Origin of the sequence: Saccharolobus solfataricus (assembly GCF_900079115.1) — an archaeon.
Classification (GTDB): domain Archaea; phylum Thermoproteota; class Thermoprotei_A; order Sulfolobales; family Sulfolobaceae; genus Saccharolobus; species Saccharolobus solfataricus.
In genome coordinates this window covers 1,423,549-1,443,498 of the sequence record NZ_LT549890.1, presented here as the reverse complement: position 1 = coordinate 1,443,498, position 19,950 = coordinate 1,423,549, and the positions used below count along the sequence as shown (strand labels likewise).

Genomic DNA, 19,950 nt, shown 5'->3' with positions numbered 1-19,950 from the left:
CTCATATAAAAAGTATAAGCGATGCGATGAACTTGTTTCTGTTTTCCTTAGCGTAAATTTTATCAAATATTTTATTTGTTACAAGCATCGGTATCCCTATTGTTTCGTTTTCTAAGTAGTCGTCTAACTCTGTCATCTCTATTCCTTTCCCTTTCAAGTAAAAGTAGGCTTTAAGAACTGGTATTAAGTACTCCTTTGTTAATAGCCTTGGTAGTACGCGTTCTATATCCGTAATAGGTCTACGTCCTATTCGTCTACTCTCAACTTCCTTAAAGAATTCCTCCTTTTCCTTCTCACCACCCATTAACGCCAAGGCTGCTTTGTAAAGAATCAATTTTCGCGACATGGGGATAGTTTCCTCAACCTCCTTATATAATAACAACTTAGATATGAGATATGCTAACCTTATGTTCTCTCTTATTGACCTATCATTTATTATATTAGCCTTAGACTGCAATTCCATAATATCCTGCAGTACTGTCTTATATTCATACCTTGATGCGAGAAGTGCACTGGCTAGTCTCACCTTATATATATCGAATAACATTTTCGTTATTTCTTCCGTATTTTTCCCTTCTTTGCTAATAATTGCGTATCTACTATTAATGATCATATTTACATACTCTAAAGCTTTCTCAAAATCGCTCTTTTTGCCATAACTGTAAAACGTTGAAATGCCAGCCTTTATCCCGCAAAATCCGACAAGGTCGTTTATATATTTTAATATTAGATCTCTCCTATCCCACCACATAGAAAATGCAACGTCGAATATAGTAGAAAGGATTTTATCGCTAATACTTCTTTGGGATTTGGTAAATTTTTCATATAGAATCTCTATATATTGATAGGAACGGCTAAATAAATCGATTTTCTGAATCTCTGAATATAATTTCTCTATATAGAGGAAGGTGATTAAAGAAGCATAGATGTCCACCGGGTCTCCTATTTTTTCAATCGGCAAGTCCTCAGCTAAAATCTCATATGGTATAAGTATCGGCTTTACTCCTAATTTGGCATAGTCCGAAATTTCAGCAATCCTTTCCAAATGTTCCTTATTAATATAAGCTATACTGTAACGGACAAAGTGCATAAAAGTTATTTTCAGATAGTCGCGTATAAGTTCCTCATCTCTAGTCGTCAGTGCAGTGCTGTATATCTTGTTTTCGAATTTAGAGTATGTGAAAATATCACTGAAATACGTTTCGAACAGTTTAAGCACCCTAAACGCTCTCCTCAAACACTCTATATCAGCACCTTTTGAAGACAATATCCGGTAAATAGAAGCGTAATAATCTATACTTAAGCGGTAAGAGGTTAATTTTTCCTCCTTTAATTTTTCTGGTAGTAGGAGAAAGCCGGCTATAGTAATTTTATCTTTTTTCTTATCAAATTCATCCTCAATTTTCTTTAAAGAGTTGCACACTTCAGGCAGTCTTCTGTCCAAATCAAGATCCAATTTATCCACTATATCCGGCTTATAGAGTAGTTTCTCTACAATAGGAGAATATCTACCTTGTGCAGTAGCTATAAAACCATTTAAATTGGCGATAGCGACCTTAAAGGCCATTAGATTGTGAAAAAATACTTTCAATAAGTCATCTTCGAGCTTCTTCTCCTTAACCTCTTTGATGAGCTCATCCCTAACTTTTCGAAGAACCTCATTCTCCTTAGCTTTTATTTCCTTGTTTTCCTCTATTTTATAACCCATAAAATCGAATGCAGAGAACCATTTAACAAAGGTCTCGTCTATTTGCCTATTAAAGTACTTAAGTATTATCTCACTTACCCTTGGAGGAAAAGGCAAATATCTCTTGCCTAGAACTAGAAGAGGGAGGTAATTATCTATCAGTTCTTTATTGTTTCCGAAAATTGTGTTTATAATATATTTAGTCATATCTGACTTATATTCATCAATAATTTGGTCATCACTCATATTGTACTTTAATTTATAGAGACTATAGTAATAACGAGGTATCTCATAGGTGCCGACCCTTATATATTTGTTTTCCTTTAAATATTGATACTTGATGAAGTCATTAATATAAGTATTTAAGTTTATTACTTTACAGGTTAAAGGTAGGGAAATGTAAATATCTTCTGTTAGGACTGCAATAAACCTTTTACTTTCCGAAGATAGTTTCTGCTTCAGTCCAAGTAAGTCATAATTATTATAGTCTACAACCTCAATATTCCCTAAATTAGCCATCGAGTAAACGTAGTTTGCTAAAGTAGACTTACCAGATCGTATAGGACCAACAATACAAAGATTCTCTCCGCTAAGGAGTATTGACACTCCTTCTTCAGCTAAGCCAACGAAAAAGGGGTCTATATCAGAAATGTTTACCTTATCTCCCATGGGTTTTATCTCTTTCTGATTAATCATTCTCTCTGCAGAACCAGGCAAAAGCTTGAGAACAGAATCGAGTCTGTAATATACCAACTCCTTCCAAGTTTCGCTTAACTCATCCCACGCAGTCTTAAAATCTATATCCCTCGGTACAACTTGTTGCAAGGCAAATATAACACTATCCTCCCCGCTTACATCTCCCTTAGGAAAAGAATAATACAACCTCTTTAACCCTAAGACAAACTCCAGTGTTTTGTCCAGCTTACCTTGGTTATATAGCTCAATGCCCTCGTTAACTAGCTTGGGTATAACAGTATAATAATTAGGCACGGCAACAGTGGAATACATCAAAATTTTTGAAACAGCTTTATCGTCCCTTATACCGCTATTATATATCTTTTTAATTGCATCTAAACTTTTCATGCTAACTACCTTTCCCGTTAAATCCAAGTTCAAGGACTGAAGGGATGGCGTATCAGCTATAGAAACCTTACCTAATAAAAGTTCTATTACATAACTTCTCCCTTCTATAATAGCCTTTTCCACTCCTTTAACCTTTTCCTTCCATTGGTTTAACTCCTCAATACTGACAAACTTCTTAGGTAGTTCGATAAATTGTATTCCGTTCTCTTCGCAATAACCCTCACAAGCCTTTTTTATCATCGTAGTCTTACCACTAAAGGGGAGACCTCCAATCAATGCCTTATTTCTCCTAATCAATCTTCTGATCTCACTGACTTTGAGAATTTCCCTCATGTTATAATAAAGTGTCAAAAATAGATTTTAACTATAACTGTTGGAATCCTAGAATGTTCTTTGATTCAACTCAACGATGTATAATTTCTCCATAAACGTTTATATTTCAGTGTTATCCACATTTTATGAACTGGTATCGAATTCATTTGAAATTCAAACCTCTATAAGGAATAGCCTCAACGCGAACCCCCTAAAGTTGTTACTTTCGCTGATCTCTATACTTATATAGCAGTTTTTCGAACTTATATTCATGGCTGACGTTTTCATACAAATGCTTAGTGACGCTGTTACTGAGTACGCTAAGAGTTTAGTGGAGAAATCAAAGCAGGGTAAGAAGTTATCTGAGCAAGATTACCTATTTCTAATGATGTACTTGAACAGTAAAAGAACTGATGACTTAAGGCAAGATATGAATAAGAAGTTTGACGACCTCAAGAGTTACGTTGATAAGAGATTTGATGATACTAAGGCTGAAATCATAAGTGTCAAGGAAGACATAAAAGGCCTTAGAGACTATACGGAGAGGAAGTTTGACGAGTCGAGAGCGTACACAGACAAGAAATTCGAGGAAACTAATAAGAAAGTTGAGGATCTCAGACACTATGTCGATAACAAATTCGAGGAAACTAGAGTCTACACAGACAAGAAATTCGAGGAAACTAATAAGAAAGTTGAAGACCTTAGAAACTACGTTGACACTAAGTTTCAAGAACTAAGAACATATACAGACAAGAAATTCGAAGAGTCAAGGGCTTACACTGATGTTCAATTTGTTAAGTTTAAAGAGTACGTAGATAAGCAATTTGAGCACGTGGATACCAGGTTTAACGACTTACGTTCAGATATGGATTCAAAATTCAATGAGCTAAAGAATGATCTAAACTTGATCATAAAATTGTTAGTGGGGAAGGAAAAAGAAGAAGAAAAATCGTAGTCGTTCCACCAGCGTTCTAATTCAGTCTTATCTAATAGTGAAATTAATAATAGTAGGGGAATTACTTCTCATAAGTAAGCTCTCTTAAACAGAATTTACGTATTAGGGTATGGTCATAAACACTGATAACATTATCGTCCATTTGAAATGCTTGCATTTATTATCACATTACTATCCATCAAATTCACTGGAGTCCTATAATTTAATTTAAGAAATTGAGAAGTGTAGAGTAATAGTTTAAGAGTTTTCGTAAAAGACTGAGAGTAGGTGAATTGTCCCTTGCTTAAGATTCTGTGCCTCATCAAGTATCAATATCGTATTGTCGGAGATGCTTTGTGAGTTCTTGAGTTTTCACAACGGTTTAAGAGATTTGTAAACGGAAATTAACTCCTTGAGATTTTTGAAAGGAAAATAACATAGGTCCAGTTTAAAAATATCCAATATATCAACTAAGCATACTTTATTAATTTTGTTCATGTTCTTGTCAATAGTAAGACTTTATGTAAACATTCCTATAAAGCTTAAACCTCAACAGTTTCAACAATAAGTATATCTCATTACTAATGCATATGAGGAAGAACTTCTGATCTTTTGTCTGAAATGCTGTAACACTTTACGTGATTTTCATTAAATTCCTTAAGCCTTAAATATTTACGTAAATTCTCCTCCACTAGACTACGCTAGTTATAAATATTAAAGAATGTATAATCTAAATATTATATATCTTACACCGAATCTGCTTGAATATTTTATAATTTATCTTATCTTCAGAAAATGTCGGTATGGTAGCGTTTTTCCTTCTAACCCTCTCTTCCTTTTTCAATGGTGAAAGAAGAAGAACTGCCACATTAGATTTTTTTAACATAAGTTAAAAGGTTAGTTTTCGTTAGTATTATTATGGAAGTTGCCACATTAGGAGGAGGTTGCTTTTGGTGCACAGAAGCAGTATATAAGAGAGTTAAGGGAGTGATAAGTGTTAAGCCAGGCTATTCTGGTGGTCACGTACCTAATCCTACATATGAGGATGTGTGCACAGATACAACTGGACATGCGGAGGTAGTTCAGATAACCTTTGATTCCTCTATTATTTCATATAGGGAAATTCTGGAAATCTTCTTCGAGATTCACGATCCTACTACGCTTAATAGGCAGGGAAACGATGTTGGAACACAATATAGGTCCATAATATTGTACCATAATGAAGAGCAGAGGAAAATAGCTGAGGAAATGATAAGAGAGGTTGAGAAAAGGATAGGAAAGAAAGTTGTGACTGAACTAAAGCCTTTCGAAGTATTTTACGAGGCAGAGGATTATCATCACGATTTCTATGACAAACATAAGTACAATCCTTACTGTAGATTAGTTATAAGCCCTAAAGTAAAAAAATTTATGAAACTATTCCCTGATAAAGTTAAGATTCACGAAGGATAGGTGAGCTACCCCCTCATAAATGAGGGAGCTTCCTGCTTCACAGCTCTGCCATGCCAGAGTACTGGTAGAGGGCGGAGCTCCACACTAAGGGTCGCTCCGACCCCGATCCACGTAAGATGTTAAGAGAAGCATTATAGTCACGATCTGCAATCCAACCACAGTTGGGACAAACGAAAACACGATCAGAAAGTGATAGATCTTCTTTTACGTACCCGCACTTAGCACAAGTTTTGGAAGTGTATGCTGGGTTGACCAGGATGAGTTTCTTTCCGTATTTTTCCAACTGATACTTAATCAAATCTCTAAGCTCGCTGAACGCGACGTCACTCAATCTCCTCCTCAGAGACCTTAATGACTTACCTATCAACTGCTTAACATGAATACCCTCCATGACTACAACGTCATAATGCTCAGCAAACCACTTACCCAACTTCATGTAAAGATCCGTTCTTAGATTCTTCAAATACTCATAAGCCCTAGCAAGCTTAACCTTAGCCTTAAACCAGTTATGAGAGAGGAATTTCTTCCTTGAAAGTTCTCTGTGTAGATGCTTCACTTTCCATAACGCTTTCTCGTAAGGTCTCAAATTAGGAAAATACTCACCATCTGACGTTACGATCAACTTTTCTACACCAACATCTATCGCCACTACCTTACCCGTGTTAGGTAACTTGGGGAATTCGTGATCAACTACGAAAGTGATGTAAATCCTCTCAGATCTTGTTAGCTTCACTACCACTCTCTTTACTTTGTCAAGGGGAAAGTCTCGGTGAACTATTACCTTGAACGTACCAAGATTTGATAGTTTAAGCGTTATTAGTTTCTTCTTGCTTCCTTTTCTTATTTCTCTAACTTGAAGTATTTTCCAACCGTACTGGGGATAGACTAGGGAGTAGTGCTTGTGAGGTTTCTTTTCTTTCGGGAAATGTGCTAAACCTTCAAAGAACCTCTTCTTAGCTTCGTAGTAACGGTCAGCTACTTGTTGAACTACTTGCGAGTAGAGTTGCTTATACTCATCATCTTGTTTTCTCAGATCTAGAGCCAACTGTCTTAACTCAGTTCGTGTTAGTCCTTTCCCATCCCTTTGGTAAAAGTATATGTCTGCCCACCTTAAGGTGTTGTAGATTTTGCACGCTGACTTCAACTGGGCCTTTAACGCCCTAAGGGTTTGTTCGTCAGTGTATGCACGGAAGCGAAACCCTAAGGTGGGCATTGATGTGTATTTCGTTATTTTCCTATTTTTAACTTTTCTACAAAGGGATCCGCCTCAAAGAGAAGTTTTCCGCTCCCTTTGAACCCCCGTCTGTTATAAGGTAGTTAAGTATAATATAACGAGAAAACTCCTACATTCTTGCTTTATGGATCTCTTCAATCTTTATCTGAGTTAACGTGGATTTTACTTTTAAATTAACGCTTGATTTCGAATTTAAGAAAAATTGATGAGCTTAGCATCTTAAAAAATTGAAGTATTCAACAAAGCACCTACATTCCTTTTTTTAAGAGTAAATAATTATGATTTCCGCTATAAAGACAAAGCGTGTCTGATACCGAGAATGACTATCTTACTAATCTGCGTAAACCTCATTGAACGTTTGCAATTTCTATCTTATTCAAAAGTGACCGAGAAAATTATTTTTATTCTTTATACAGTTTGACGATTTATTGGGTTATTGAGAGCATCTAAGGATCATTACAAACGTAAACTGTACACCTTGAGGTTAATTGATAATGAGAGTACGTAACAGTTAAGTGGGAAAAGGCTCAACAACTGACCTCGCTCTAAAGGCTTTTCATTTTTGTAAAAATTATCTTTCATATTTATTAATCTCCTCCCTTAGAATTGGTAAGGGTGATTCAAGTCTTCTTTATGGATTGTAATTTGTAAATAACTTTTCTGTAAAAATGTTAATATTGGTAATCATGCATCTCTGATAGTTAGTTGTCTTCATTTAGTTAATTTAGTAGCTTCTTTGAAATAAAGTGAGTTCACAATTGGTATCTGAATTCCCCCGATGCAAGAAAAGCAATGCTTTACTTAGAAATAACAGAGAATATATAAGCAATATTATGGAAACTAGAATTTATTATTCACAATTAAACCAATATTACAAAAATTTCTAGTACTCATGGTCCTCTTTGCAATTATCATGAAAAGATTCTAAATAATTAAATCTTTTGAGCAGAATATTAATTTAAACTTAAGAATAGCACTTATATCTATCATAAAGATTATTAACCAGTTTTAACAATCTTTAAAATATGAAGTCCCTTGTTGAGAGTTCCAGACATAAAAGATATCTTAGGATCCTTCCAATTCTCTTTTTCCTGTATATTGTAAACTTCCTAGACAGAGTAAATATTTCATATGCAATAGATGCTCATATGTTCCAATATTTAGGTGTCCCAACTAGACAAGTTGGTATAATTGCTTCTCTCGCATCATCCCTATTCTTTATAGGGTATTTCATTCCTCAAATTTTCTCTAACTTGGGTATCAATAGGTATGGTGTTAGAAAAATATTTCTAGCAGCATTTACGGTCTGGGGAATAATTACCATATTGACAGGATTTGTTTCCTCGGTATCACAAGTTTACGTATTAAGATTTTTACTTGGAATAGCTGAAGGACCTTTCTTTGCTGGCGTTATGTTTTATCTTAGTCTGTGGTTTTTAAAGCCGGAGAGAGCTACAGCTAATAGTTTTTTCACTGCAGCAATTCCCGTTTCTGGAATATTTGGTGGACTAATAGCTGGTGCCATATTTGCAACATATGGCGATTACCCTGGTTGGAGGTACCTTTTCATATATGAAGGTATATTAGCAATTATTGGTGGGATATTAGCATATTTTATTCTAACTGACTTTCCTAAAGATGCAAAATGGTTAAGTAATGAGGAAAAAATTGCTATTCAAAATGCGTTTAAAGAGGAAGAAACGGAAAAGGTAAACGTTAAATGGACCAAGGCGTTAACTAATAGGGATGTAATAATCCTTGCTATTGTATATTTTCTAGGAGTAACAAGTCTTTATGGTTATTCTATTTGGCTTCCATCTATTATAAGTTCATTTGGAAAAGTTAACGCGACTGTTGCAAGCTTCTTATCGGTAATACCATATGTAATAGCTTCAATTTCACTAATATTTATAGCGCATTTAGCTGATCGAACCCAAAGGCACAGATCTATTACCTCCATAGTATTTATAATTGCTGGTGTCGGCTTGGGTTTAAGTGCATTAACGCAGAATATATTTGTTCTATCGTTTATCTTCTTCGCAATAGCTGCAATTGGAATATACAGTTTTATAGCTACATTTTGGGCAGTTCCACAGAAGTTTTTACATGGTGATGCAGCTGCAGCAGCAATAGGTCTTATAAATGCAGTAGGTAACTTAGGAGGAATTGTGGGACCTATAGTAGTGGGATTTCTGAAGTCATTCACTGGATCTTTTATAGATGGAGTCTACATGATGGCACTATTCTCTTTCCTAGCAGGTTTGGTTATACTGCTCATAAGGAGAAGCTAATTCTTTTGAATATAATTAATTCCGTATTCCTCTATAAATTTGTTATTAGCAACAGCATGTCATTTTTATAAAAAGTTTTTTGATCCCTGTGACTCTGGGACAAAAACTTTAGATACCCCTTATTTTGTATCATGAACACATGAATAAGAAGTTAACTCAGAAAGACTTCGACAATTTCAAGGAGTCAATAGAGGACTTGATCAAGTTGCACAAGGAAAGTAGGCTCAGTAAGATAGAGAACAATAAGGAGAGCGAAGAAGAGAGGTTAGCCAGATTAAGAAGATTCGGTCGAGAGTTAAGACTTAGAGGAGGCAAAGTTCGTCAAGATCAAGAAAGAACAAGGGAGAAAAAGCAAACTAACCCCACAAGAGAAGGCATACATACTGATAATCAAGGAATATCTAGGCTTATCCAACAGGGAAACCGCAGAACTAGCATTACTACTGAACCTAACGAAGGAGGAGATAAGCCACAAGACAGTAGAGAGACTATACTCCCACCCCACATCTTCGTCATCCTCTACAACCTACTCTCAAAGACCGCTAGTGGCCTCAAGGTGGTCATGGACAGGACAGGTTATTCCCTAGTAGTAACCAAGCATTAAAGGAGTGAAAGGGAGAAGTCTGGGGAAGATGTGAAGGAAGGAGTTCGCGTACTCCTTCTTCATCTTTGACTTGGGTAGTAACTTGATTGTCGCTTACGGTTATTCGCTTAAGAGTGAGAGGGAGGCTTATGAGATGGTCCTCGAGGTCCTGAGGGATCTTGGTGTAAAGGTTGACTCCTTGAGGGCTGACAAGTACTATAGCAAGTCTATACTGGATGACTTCCCTGATTCTGAGAACTTGATACCCTAACGCTACGATCAAGGGAGGGAAAAGGTGGAGGGAGATGATATTGAAGTTCATGAAGAACCCACTGGAGTATTTGGAGGAGTATTTTAAGCGTGAGAGGCTCTGATCTTCATTAAAAGGAGGACAGGGTGGATCATAAATAAGGTCAGGGAAGAGAGGATCCACTTGACGGTCTTAGCGAGGGTCGCGATTCACGATCTACTGTGGTCTAAAGCGCTAGATTAAAAATCCCGAAATGCTATATAAATTTGGAAACCCATTATACTAATTTGTCCCAGACTCGATCCTTGTGCTTAGTTGATCTGTTGAATATTTTTACACTAAACCACTATTATCTTCCTTTCAATTAATGATAAGATGCACAATTCAGATTGACATCTCATAACCCTTTATGAATATTCAACAATCCCACAAAGCTTAATGACTGTTACTTTAAAAAATAATCAAGGCAAAACTTTAACTCCCTTCTTGTCTGCAATCTTTCTAAGCTTCTGATCAAATGTGGCTATGGAGCTGTTTGTCTTAATTGCTGCGGTTAAGATTATCATATCGTTAATGTCTTTCAGTGAAAGTTTTAACTCTGCTAATAGTCTCAACGCTAGTGCTATAGTATTAAGGTCTTCGCAAACAACGACAAAATTGTTTAACTCTGAGATTTTTGTTTTTATGAAATCTAAGTTCTGTACAATTTCAGATAGTACCTTTATGTATTCGAAGACTACAATTTGGGGAACTATTATGTCTGATCCCTCAATTATCTCTAGACTTTGAGTATGAAATTCGCTGTCTTCAAGAGTGGCGTAAATTAGGACATTCGTATCAACTACTATCATCTTTAAAGGCCTTACTTGCGATTTCCTCAATCTCCTCCACTGTAACTTCTCTTCCAAGTCTAATAGTTGACCAAACTTTTCTAACAGGTTTTATCATGACCTTACCGTTTTCTATTGCGAACTCAATATAGTCTCCCTCTTTTATTCCTAGCACTTTTCTAATCTCATAAGGAATTGTGACTTGAAAGTTCCTGGTGACCTTAGATATCATTCTTTCCATAGTAAATTTTAGGTGTAAGTAATATATAAATCTTTCTAGTAGTTATGATGCAGGGTCAGAGATCTTGATATATATCGCTCCAGAATTGCATCAAAAAGCTTTCTAGATATTGACGTTTTTCCATTATTACTAAGGAAAAATAAGATAACTGCCGTTACGTTATTTAATACGGTTCAGAAATTGAACTTTCCTTTGTGCTTATATGTTTGTGAATATAGAATATATAATGGTCATAATCTGACCTCCTGTGCTTATATGTTTGTGAATATAGAATATATAATGGTCATAATCTGACCTCCTCACCGCCCTAAACGGTAGACCCAAAATCATTTTACAAAAAATAATTTTGGTTGGGTAATATCAGATTCTGAAAAATAATAGAATTTATAGCTTTAACAAGAACGCAACTAATTGAAGAAAGATTTAAGGTGAGGAAGCCGGTATTATCACGTGGTGAAGACAAGGTGATAACACCTGGTCTTCCCCACCAAAATAATATACAACAAGTAGGGTATAAATTACTTTCCATGTTGAGCTTCAAGGGAAGAAAGGCTGAGGAGGTATCGAGAGTTCTGGTCTCCGCGTGCTTGTGGAACGACTCCGTGGAAAGCAAGTCCAAAGGGTATAACGTGAGAGTGTCCGGAATGTAAAAAATTGAATTTTTATTGGCAAGAATAAATTGGTTTTTAGCATTATCTTGGATTAAATTGGAGTAACACTTAAGTTATGGGAGTAGAGGGTAGTACCATGGCAAGAACATTAAGACACATACCAAACCTGATGTACTACCCTCTTCCCCCAATAGAGGATATGCCGTGGAGGGAAAAATGGTTAACGGAGATCAAGCCCGTGCTGGACGCCATGGATTTGGAGAGGGTTCTGGGCGAGGGCGCGCTGGTTTACTTGAAGTTGTTAATCGTCATGGTGCTCTACTCTTGCTCCTATAGGGACGCGGTGAAAATGGTTAACGTGAACGTGGTCGTGGCCTGGTTCGTGGGGAGGAAGGTGGGGAAGAGCACGCTGCACGACTTCGTGGGCAGGTTGTACGGGGTGAGGAAGAAGTTGTTGGAGATTTCCTTCAAGCTTGAGGAGAAGTGCCTACCCAGTTACCTCCCTGCGAGCGCGCATCTCGTGGACTTCATGGCGTGGCTAGTGGACTCCTTCCTACTGGACTTACCTCCTGGGAAGAGGAGCGTGGAGACCTTTCGGGAGAAGGCGGAGCTGGAGAGGAGGGAAGGTAACCTGGAGAGGGCCAGGAAGCTGCTCTCCCTGGGGAGAACCAAGAGGAGGTTCGAGGGAAGGTGGACCAAGAAGAGAGGGGTCTCGCACTACGGGCTCAAGGCCATAGCCGTGATCTCCGTCTCCCTCTTCGTGAGGTCCATCACGGTGAAGCCGGCCAACTTCTCGGACAAGAGGTTCAAGTCACCGCTCAAGGGGATTAAGATCGCGGACAGGGGATTCTCTCCCTCCCCGACACAGCTCATAGCGCGGGAGAAGCCCTTCACTACCCTGAGGGCCCACGTGGAGTTCTTCGGCACCTACCTGAACGCGTTCTGGAGGCCCTACGGGACCACGACCTGGAGGAACGACGTCTTCCTTCACGTCCTGGGAGTGATCTACAACATCAAGATGTTCCTCGCGATCCAACGGAGGACTCCTCCAGGACGTAGAGCCGTTCAGCTCTGAGACGCGCCTCCTCGCGATCAAGCAACGCTATGCGCGATAGGTAAATCCTCTCGTCTTGATATTTTTCCATTATAAAGTTTTTCTCGGTGATCCAGGTCCTACCCTTCTGGCAATATTAATATTTATCATTCTGTTTATCTATTCGTTCAGATAATTACATTCCGGACACTCTCACGTGTCACCACAGACCGTGAGGAACTACGTGGAGGAGCAGGGAACTGAGGTGATCGAGAAGCTATTAGAGTCCATGAGGAGGATTTCCATGGAGATACTCAAGGGAGTGAAGGAAGTCGACATCTCCATAGACTGGACAACCAAGACGTGGTATGGTAAGCCGGTGGAGGGACTGGGTAGTTCAGCCAAGGGGAACTCGTGGAACTACGCTACCGCGATCACGAAGTATCAGAATATGGTGCTCCTCCTAGCTTTCGTTCCCCAAGTTAACGGGATGAGCAAGGATGAGATCGTGAAGCTTCTCATGGAGCAAATTGTGGGAATGGGCCTCAAGGTGGGGCTCGTAACCTTGGACGCGGGATTCTACACCGTGGAAGTCCTCAAGTTCATATCGCAGTTCAAGTTCGTGATAGGAGTCCCTGTGGGGGACGTGAAGATCTACGAGGAGTTCGACGGAGAGTACACGACAAACAGTAAGAGGTATAAGAAGGAAGAGCAGGTCAAGTTCAGACTCCTGGTGTATGGTAAGGAAATCGTTAAGAAGAGGAAGAAGACCGTGGTGTACTTCGCGAGGGCGACCAACCTCGACCTACCCAAGAGGGAAGTGCTGAAGTTGTACAACAAGGTTAGGAGTCCCATTGAGACGTCTTACAGGAACATCAAGGCCTTCCTTCCCTTCACGAGCTCCACCAAGTTCATCTTCCGCGAGTTGATCTTCGTGCTGGCCATGATCTTCTACTCGCTTTACACCGTGTTTAAGAACGTCATGACAAGAGAGGAGTTTAGATTGCTGCTCATCCTCTGCTTTCTAGACGATTTATCTGATCTAAAGGATTTTATATTTAATCTTGAGGAAACACTTATTAATACTATAGATTTATTTTTATGGAGGTGATTTTGGGTCTACCGTAAAGGGCAATGGTTCCCTTAGAGCGGTTCATAGGTTTGCGGTTTACCGCCTTCATTCTCATCACTTCATAGCTAGTGAGTGCTTTCGACACCCACCCCACTCTGTTCGTCCAGCGGTAGACCACGGGACGTTATCCAAGTTGATTAAAATGGCAATTCATGAGTAATATTAATAAGAAATTAGGATGAGATAATATTATGGTAAAGGCAATTTCAACTGAAAAGGACCTCTTACTCAAGGTGGATAAATCCTTCCCTTGGGAAACGTTTAGGAGTAAGCTTAAGTCCCTTTACTCCAAGAAGCCCAAGTGGGACGTCATCTTACTCCTCAAAGTCCTCCTAATCAAGTTCGTTTTCGACATCTCTTGGAATAACTTGGAGGGAGAAATTAGGGACAGTAAGAGGTTTATGGACTTCTTGGGCGGGAAAGTTCCACCAAAGAGCACAGTATTCTTCTTCTACAAGAAACTTCAACAAACAGTTATTCAAGAGGGCGAGACGATGAGAACAACACTGATGGATGAGTTAAACAAGGCTTTGGACAAGGTGATCAGCGAGTATAGGGAAAAGGGCTTTGAACTTGAAGTTGGGAGAGAAAAAACGATAGGTTCGAGGACTACCACATAATTGACACATTCTTCCGTGAGGCCTACCCCGGAAAGAGGAGTCTTCAAAACGGTCTTGAGAAGATCTCACTTGACCTTAAGGAGATGGGGTTCAATGACGTTTTTCTCCTCATGGGTTATACTACTTCCAAGCTCAAGAACTTCACAGCCTTTAGGAAGTATAAGGGTAGTTGGGGTAGGAAGCACGGTAAGTCCTACTTCGGGTTTAAGGTCTGTAATCTTGTGGAAAGGAGGACTAATTTCGTTAGGGACTTCAAGGTTGGATTGGCCAATTTAAGTGATCTAGCCTTTTCATTTGATAACGTTAAGTTAATGGCTGATAGGGCTTGGATTTTTAGGGAGGACGTCTTAGTTAAGGGTGTTGGTAGTGCTGGACTTCCGGTTGAGGGTAGTGGTGTTGAGATTAGGGAAGGTAAGGCTTCGTCTACAACTTTAAGGGGAGTGGTTATGGAGGTATTCTTCCTTAACTTCTATCGTGATCTCGAAATTCTTTCGACGAGGATTAGGACGAAGGTACTCGTTAATTAACGAGGTTCGTTTACGTGTTTACTTATTGTTATGGCAAATTTTATTGCAAGATTGTACAATTATCTGTATTTTCCCTTATTAATACATATTATATTATTCTTTATGGCTGAATATAATGAAGAATAGTATAATCAGAAATGCTGTAATTATAATGGTTTTTAATTTTGCTCAAATCGGACAACGTCACGGGCTGGGTCTTCAGCCCAATTACCCCTATCCCTCTGTGGAAGTTGCCCTCGCTTCCTCGGGACTCGGGGATATGTAGAATATTTATTGCTCCGTTTAAGTCCGCATTTATTGCCTTCCTTGTGCGGGGACACACAAATAATCCCCTTTTCACACGTCCATCCTCATGGGCTTCCCCACACAAGGAACACGTTTTAGAAGTATATGCCTCGTCCACTGTTATTACTTTTATCCCCAACTCCTCACCAATATCCTCAAGCCTCTTTATTATATACGAATAATTCCAGAAGTTAACAGTCAGCTTATTCCCATGATGTTTAGCTATTTCTTTAGGATAACCTACAACCACCTCACCAACGTTTTTCTCCCTCAGTATTTCCATTATCCTCCTCACCATACTGTTCAAGGCGTGTTTGAGGAACCTACTCCTCTTCTCGTGAAGCAACTTAAGCCTTCTACTCCTCCTCTGCCTATGTCTATGCAAAGTCTTCTGAACTATAGTAATTCTCTTACTGTAGTTCTCGTAATGAGATAAAGCAGATCCACCTTTGAATAAGTACCACGAGCCGTCCTCAACATAAACCGTGGCTAGGTTCACAATACCTAAATCAATAGATGCCTTTATTCCTTCCTTAACTTTCTCAGTTTCAACTTCAACTGGTATATGTGCGTACCAGATCTTTCTCGCCTCGTCGTAAATTATTTCCAGCCTACCCTGTTTCCCATGCCACTTTAACCTACCCTTAAACTTCAATGAGAGATTAAAATCCTTAAGATAAACCACCCTATTCCTTTCATCCACAGTGTACCTATCATTTCTGATAATTACGATTAATCTTCCATCTTTCCAATAACCCGGTGGTCTCGGTTTAAACCAACTGGGTAGTTTTCCCTCTTTCTTCTCACGGGTTAATGAGAAGAAGCTCCTCCAATCTTCGGCGTTCTTCCTAGCTACTTGTTGCGCATTAACCCTCAGCACACTCTTATACTTTTCATACACTGCCTTCTCTGTAATTCCAAAATCTACTCTCTTTCCTTCCTTGTACTGTTTCATCCTTAACCAATTAACCTCATTCCAACACTTAGCCGTAGCTATACCAAGCCTCTTTAACACTTCATGTTGCTCTTTAGATACTACTAGCCTAACAGTGTTACTCCTCTTCACCTTCTTTCCTCCACTGTTCCTCTATGTACTTCTTGATAACTTCACTGGATACGTTACCGGCTGTTGCCACGAAATAGCTTCTAGTCCATAATTTCCCTTTATTCAGTTGTGGGAATTTCTTTAAGATAAGTCTTGCCGATTTCCCCTTGAAGTAGTTTGCTAGATATGATGGTGCGTATCTTGGTGGGCAGTTTACGAAGAGGTGTATGTGATCTGGCATTACTTCAAGGGCTATTATTTCGCAACCGAGTTCTTCTGCAATGGACTTCAGTACCTCTTTAGTGTACTCGGCGATTTCGTTGACTAATGTGTTTCTACGATGTTTTGGTATCCATACGAAATGGTAGTTGCATAGGTACTTTGTATGTCTTGTAGATTTTAGTTCCACAACACTTTAAAGTATTCTGAGTTTAAAAGCTTTACCCCGCCCCTAGAAGAGGCGAGGCTTGCCTTTCCTTTATCAAAAGAGTTCATCAAAGACCCGTTAATTAGGATTATTCTAATACTTATTACTATACTAATAGCAGGGTTAGTAGGGACGCTAATAGTGGATCTATATTTTTCTTTCGTAGAGGGTAAACTAGTGGTAACTGGAATTGCAAGCATCTCCGACATCTATGGTTACATAATAGCAGGGGTATGGTCTTAGGGTGGGGATTCTTTGTTCCAATTTATTTTGCAACTAGAGGACGGAGAATAAGAAGTGTATCAATTAAGATAGCAGATGCGATAGATATGTATTACAAAGGACTAATTACTAAGGACCAGCTAATTCAGATTATAGATATGTATAGAGACGTTGAGAGGAGTATCTAATTAATGGGTAATTGAATCTTACTTTTTTCTGAAGTGTTAATGAGGGAGATTCAGATATCCATTGCGAACCAGTGGTGTTTCACCAAATTATTTCATTTGAAAGATATAATATTAGTCCTTTCAAAAAGAGATTGATATAGAGAAAAACAATAAAATTATTATGAAACATAACATGTTAAGGTAATTTGCAAAAAATATAGCGTACAATTCTAATAATAAGAGGAGAATTCTGAATTTTTCTCACGTGGTGAAAACGACGTGCATAGTCTCCTCTGAACACCGAGAAAGTTAGAGAAGCTTGACGAATGAATCGAAGGACAAAACCTTCTTACACGTGGACTTGAAGTTAAAGAGAAGATGATTCACTAGATTCCACGCAGAATCCAGAACCGTGTAATAGAGGAACAAGAAGATCTTATTACTCAACTTCCTAACATACCTTATCCTTGCCTTCCTAACCTTGAAACCCTCCTCAACCTGCCACCTCAACCTATAGAGTTCAGCCAGTTCATAGGGATCTCCCTCGAAGTTCGTCACGAACATAAAGTGCCTCGGCTTTCCCTTAACGTAAACCACATCGTAATAATAAAGCCCTTCAAATTTCAAGACCCTATACGCAACGTAAACCTTGTCCTTAACCTCGTATCTCTTCTCAACTAATGGAACGTTAGATAGTTCCTTGAATCCCTTCAAGTTCGACTTTCCTCTCACAATGGTCTTCACGGGCATTTCCTTGATGACCCCTAGGTTCAAGAATCCGGCGTCAGCTACAACGTAATCTATTTCCATGTATTGGCTTACTTCCCTCACGCTCCTGAGTAGGAACTGTGATGGACTGTCGCTTCTCAAATCTGCTACCTCCACTAGGAGGGGTAACCTTAAGGGATATACGAGGTCCAAGGATCTCATCTTTACTCCTTTTCTCTTCCAGTTGTAGAGTAGAAAGCCCTCTGCTTTTTCTTGTTCCTTTTCTCCCACGGTTAATCCGGTCTCATCTACAGCGACTACGTTGATCTCTCCCTTTACTTCTCTGTAGATTGGGTAGAACTTGAAGGTTCTCTGACCTTTACTAATTACTTTCTCGCCTCGTCTTACTACCTTCAAGTAGTATTTTCCTCTGTTTCCGGTTAGCAAGGATGGTGCTGCTTTCACTATTTCCGGGTCTAGATCTTGAGAGATAACGTTAATATTGTTTGTTGCTAAAGTTATAGCGAGGGACTTCAGCTCCGTTTTGGGTAATATCATGGTTTGCATAACGGAGTTATGGAGTCCCTCGCTTTAACCTTTTCTTGTTCATCTCGTCCTTCCACCTACTTTCCTCTATTGATAATACTAGACAAATGGTATTACTCTTTATATATAAACTCGTTTTCTGTTAGTTTCTTCAACAAATATGAAAATTTTTTGCTTCTTGTGTTGAAATAAGCCGATTTTTCTAACTCCGCTCTGATATTTTTCTCTTCCATAGAAATTGTATCATTTTGAGTAAAATTGGTGAAACACCACTGATTGCGAACTCACTTTATTTCAAAGAAGCTACGAAATTAACTAAACGAAGATAACTAATTAGTAGAGAAACATGCTTACCAAATGTTAACATTTTTACAACGTATTATTTACAAATTACAATTCGCAGAAGACACATGAATCGCACTCAACTACTACAAAGGCAATAAAAATAAAATTAGTAGATCAGTACTCTTTTACTATGGAAAAAGAGATTGTTGAAGCATTTCTGAAAGTTTACGGTGACAACTTAGTCTCCATCGTCCTTTTTGGATCTTATGCTAGAGGGGATCAGAGGAAAGATAGTGACATTGATTTGCTTATAGTTCTTGATAAAATTGAAGATAGATATGAAGTATTCAAAAAATTCTTTGAAGTAGAAAAGATCCTAGATCTCACTGTATATAAGGAGTTAAGGCAAAAGGGTTATAATCCCTACGTTTCGCCAATTTTCCTTGATGTTGAAAAAGCTACTAAGTTTAGACCACTATACATTGACATAGTGTTTGATGCTAAGATACTTTATGATAAAAACGATGTTATGAAAAACACTTTTGAGAGAGTTAGAAAAAGACTTGAGGAGCTAGGTGCAGTGAGGAAGAAGAAAGGGAGAATATATTATGTGATACTAACTAAGGTAAAACCTGGAGAGGTTATAAAGTATGAATAGTAAGGAAATTGCTGAAGGTTATTTAAGAGAAGCTAAAATAAGGATTAAGTATGCGGAACTTAGCCTTAATGAGGATAAGGATTACGCTTTTTGTGTTAGAGCTTCACAAGAAATAGTTGAATTGTCTATAAAAGCAATTTTACGCTTATTGGGAATTGAGTATGGAAAGATCCACGATCCGGGTAAGATATTAGTTGAAAATATGGATAGATTACCATCATGGTTAAAAAAGGAAGCTGAAAATATAGCTTATATCTCACGATGGTTAAGGGCTGAGAGAGAACCATCAATGTACGGTGACGAAGTTGAAGGAATACCTCCTACAGAGCTTTATACTGAAAGTTATTGCAGAAAAGCATTAGAATCAGCAAAGTACGTATATGAGTTATCACTCAAACTGTATAACGAAATTAAATAAGTTAAATCAAGACAAGAAAGGGTTGATACTTTAAACGTTATTTACGTATATGCTTTGTGGATCTCTTCAATTTTTATCTGAGATAACGTTAGTGCTTTCAGAAAGTTTATAGCTTTAGGCAAAGGATATACCACTAGATTATAGTCTAAGAACTTTTCCAAAATACTAGTGGAGTTTACTTTTAAATCAACGCTTGATTTCGAATTTAAGAAAAATTGATGAGCTTAACCTCTTAGAAAATTGAAGTATTCAACAAAGCATTACGTATAAAATCCTTATCAAAACTCCATACGTTGTTTTCACTATAAGCATACTTAACAAACGTTTTGATTAAATTATCGTCCTTTAAATTTAGTATATACTCCTCAT

17 protein-coding genes and 3 pseudogenes are annotated in these 19,950 nt (G+C 38.2%); 13 read left to right on the top strand and 7 right to left on the bottom strand.

The window, feature by feature from the left end:
- Position 1: 1 nt before the first annotated feature.
- Complete coding sequence (locus tag SSOP1_RS07810; protein ID WP_009990163.1) at positions 2-3,103, bottom strand: P-loop NTPase family protein; 3,102 nt, start codon at positions 3,101-3,103, stop codon at positions 2-4.
- Between the two features lie 250 nt (positions 3,104-3,353).
- On the opposite strand from SSOP1_RS07810, the gene SSOP1_RS07805 reads away from it, so the two are divergent.
- Positions 3,354-4,037, top strand: coding sequence for a hypothetical protein (locus SSOP1_RS07805; protein WP_009990164.1), 684 nt, complete (start codon positions 3,354-3,356; stop codon positions 4,035-4,037).
- Positions 4,038-4,934: 897 nt separating this feature from the next.
- On the top strand, positions 4,935-5,468 hold the full coding sequence (gene msrA, locus SSOP1_RS07800) for a peptide-methionine (S)-S-oxide reductase MsrA (RefSeq protein WP_010923436.1): 534 nt from the start codon (positions 4,935-4,937) through the stop codon (positions 5,466-5,468).
- A gap of 37 nt (positions 5,469-5,505) precedes the next feature.
- On the opposite strand, the gene SSOP1_RS07795 is transcribed toward msrA, so the two are convergent.
- Positions 5,506-6,681, bottom strand: a complete 1,176-nt coding sequence (locus SSOP1_RS07795) for an RNA-guided endonuclease InsQ/TnpB family protein (protein ID WP_010923437.1) — start codon at positions 6,679-6,681, stop codon at positions 5,506-5,508.
- Between the two features lie 1,046 nt (positions 6,682-7,727).
- Between SSOP1_RS07795 and SSOP1_RS07790 the strand changes: the two genes are divergently transcribed.
- The 3 genes from SSOP1_RS07790 (at position 7,728) to SSOP1_RS17005 (ending at position 9,847) form a co-directional block, all read left to right on the top strand.
- Positions 7,728-8,993, top strand: coding sequence for an MFS transporter (locus SSOP1_RS07790; RefSeq protein ID WP_010923438.1), 1,266 nt, complete (start codon positions 7,728-7,730; stop codon positions 8,991-8,993).
- A 139-nt stretch (positions 8,994-9,132) separates the two neighbouring features.
- The gene (locus SSOP1_RS17010) at positions 9,133-9,597 is read left to right on the top strand and encodes a hypothetical protein (RefSeq protein WP_231918247.1); all 465 of its coding nucleotides are present in this window, start codon (positions 9,133-9,135) and stop codon (positions 9,595-9,597) included.
- An 82-nt stretch (positions 9,598-9,679) separates the two neighbouring features.
- Entirely contained in the window at positions 9,680-9,847 is a 168-nt protein-coding gene (locus tag SSOP1_RS17005) for a hypothetical protein (protein ID WP_158011701.1), read from the top strand.
- Positions 9,848-10,287: 440 nt separating this feature from the next.
- Here the strand turns inward: SSOP1_RS17005 and SSOP1_RS07775 are convergent, their stop codons facing one another.
- Together SSOP1_RS07775 and SSOP1_RS07770 are read right to left on the bottom strand one after the other, a co-directional pair.
- Positions 10,288-10,677, bottom strand: a complete 390-nt coding sequence (locus SSOP1_RS07775; protein WP_048054229.1) for a PIN domain-containing protein — start codon at positions 10,675-10,677, stop codon at positions 10,288-10,290.
- Complete coding sequence (locus tag SSOP1_RS07770) at positions 10,664-10,897, bottom strand: AbrB/MazE/SpoVT family DNA-binding domain-containing protein (protein ID WP_418344486.1); 234 nt, start codon at positions 10,895-10,897, stop codon at positions 10,664-10,666. The genes SSOP1_RS07775 and SSOP1_RS07770 overlap by 14 nt, the downstream gene beginning before the upstream one ends.
- A 464-nt stretch (positions 10,898-11,361) precedes the next feature.
- Between SSOP1_RS07770 and SSOP1_RS07765 the strand changes: the two are divergent.
- From SSOP1_RS07765 to SSOP1_RS07745, 5 genes and pseudogenes are all read left to right on the top strand, one after another.
- Positions 11,362-11,529 (top strand): annotated as a pseudogene (locus SSOP1_RS07765) (DUF4322 domain-containing protein); the annotation flags it as partial.
- A gap of 94 nt (positions 11,530-11,623) precedes the next feature.
- Positions 11,624-12,583, top strand: coding sequence for an IS5-like element ISC1234 family transposase (locus SSOP1_RS07760; RefSeq protein ID WP_010923364.1), 960 nt, complete (start codon positions 11,624-11,626; stop codon positions 12,581-12,583).
- Between the two features lie 172 nt (positions 12,584-12,755).
- Positions 12,756-13,652 (top strand): annotated as a pseudogene (locus tag SSOP1_RS07755) (ISH3-like element ISC1225 family transposase); the annotation flags it as partial.
- 212 nt (positions 13,653-13,864) lie between these two features.
- Positions 13,865-14,293, top strand: coding sequence for a transposase (locus SSOP1_RS07750; RefSeq protein WP_010923419.1), 429 nt, complete (start codon positions 13,865-13,867; stop codon positions 14,291-14,293).
- An 83-nt stretch (positions 14,294-14,376) separates the two neighbouring features.
- On the top strand, positions 14,377-14,820 hold the full coding sequence (locus SSOP1_RS07745; RefSeq protein ID WP_010923418.1) for a hypothetical protein: 444 nt from the start codon (positions 14,377-14,379) through the stop codon (positions 14,818-14,820).
- A 184-nt stretch (positions 14,821-15,004) separates the two neighbouring features.
- Here the strand turns inward: SSOP1_RS07745 and SSOP1_RS07740 are convergent.
- Together SSOP1_RS07740 and tnpA are read right to left on the bottom strand one after the other, a co-directional pair.
- Positions 15,005-16,171, bottom strand: a pseudogene (locus tag SSOP1_RS07740) (RNA-guided endonuclease InsQ/TnpB family protein); the annotation flags it as partial.
- On the bottom strand, positions 16,158-16,559 hold the full coding sequence (gene tnpA, locus SSOP1_RS07735; protein WP_009992706.1) for an IS200/IS605 family transposase: 402 nt from the start codon (positions 16,557-16,559) through the stop codon (positions 16,158-16,160). The gene tnpA and the pseudogene SSOP1_RS07740, both read right to left, overlap by 14 nt.
- A gap of 251 nt (positions 16,560-16,810) precedes the next feature.
- Here tnpA and SSOP1_RS17395 point away from each other — a divergent pair, with 251 nt between their 5' ends.
- Complete coding sequence (locus SSOP1_RS17395; protein WP_009992702.1) at positions 16,811-16,987, top strand: hypothetical protein; 177 nt, start codon at positions 16,811-16,813, stop codon at positions 16,985-16,987.
- 288 nt (positions 16,988-17,275) lie between these two features.
- On the opposite strand, the gene SSOP1_RS07725 is transcribed toward SSOP1_RS17395, so the two are convergent.
- Positions 17,276-18,241, bottom strand: coding sequence for an ISH3-like element ISC1439A family transposase (locus tag SSOP1_RS07725; RefSeq protein WP_014511656.1), 966 nt, complete (start codon positions 18,239-18,241; stop codon positions 17,276-17,278).
- A gap of 454 nt (positions 18,242-18,695) precedes the next feature.
- Between SSOP1_RS07725 and SSOP1_RS07720 the strand changes: the two genes are divergently transcribed.
- Both SSOP1_RS07720 and SSOP1_RS07715 read left to right on the top strand, forming a co-directional pair.
- Positions 18,696-19,163: a nucleotidyltransferase domain-containing protein gene (locus SSOP1_RS07720; RefSeq protein ID WP_009993100.1), complete on the top strand. Its 468-nt coding sequence runs from the start codon at positions 18,696-18,698 to the stop codon at positions 19,161-19,163.
- Positions 19,156-19,581: a HEPN domain-containing protein gene (locus SSOP1_RS07715; protein ID WP_009993099.1), complete on the top strand. Its 426-nt coding sequence runs from the start codon at positions 19,156-19,158 to the stop codon at positions 19,579-19,581. Before SSOP1_RS07720 ends, SSOP1_RS07715 begins: the two co-directional genes overlap by 8 nt.
- The last annotated feature ends 369 nt before the right edge of the window (positions 19,582-19,950 follow it).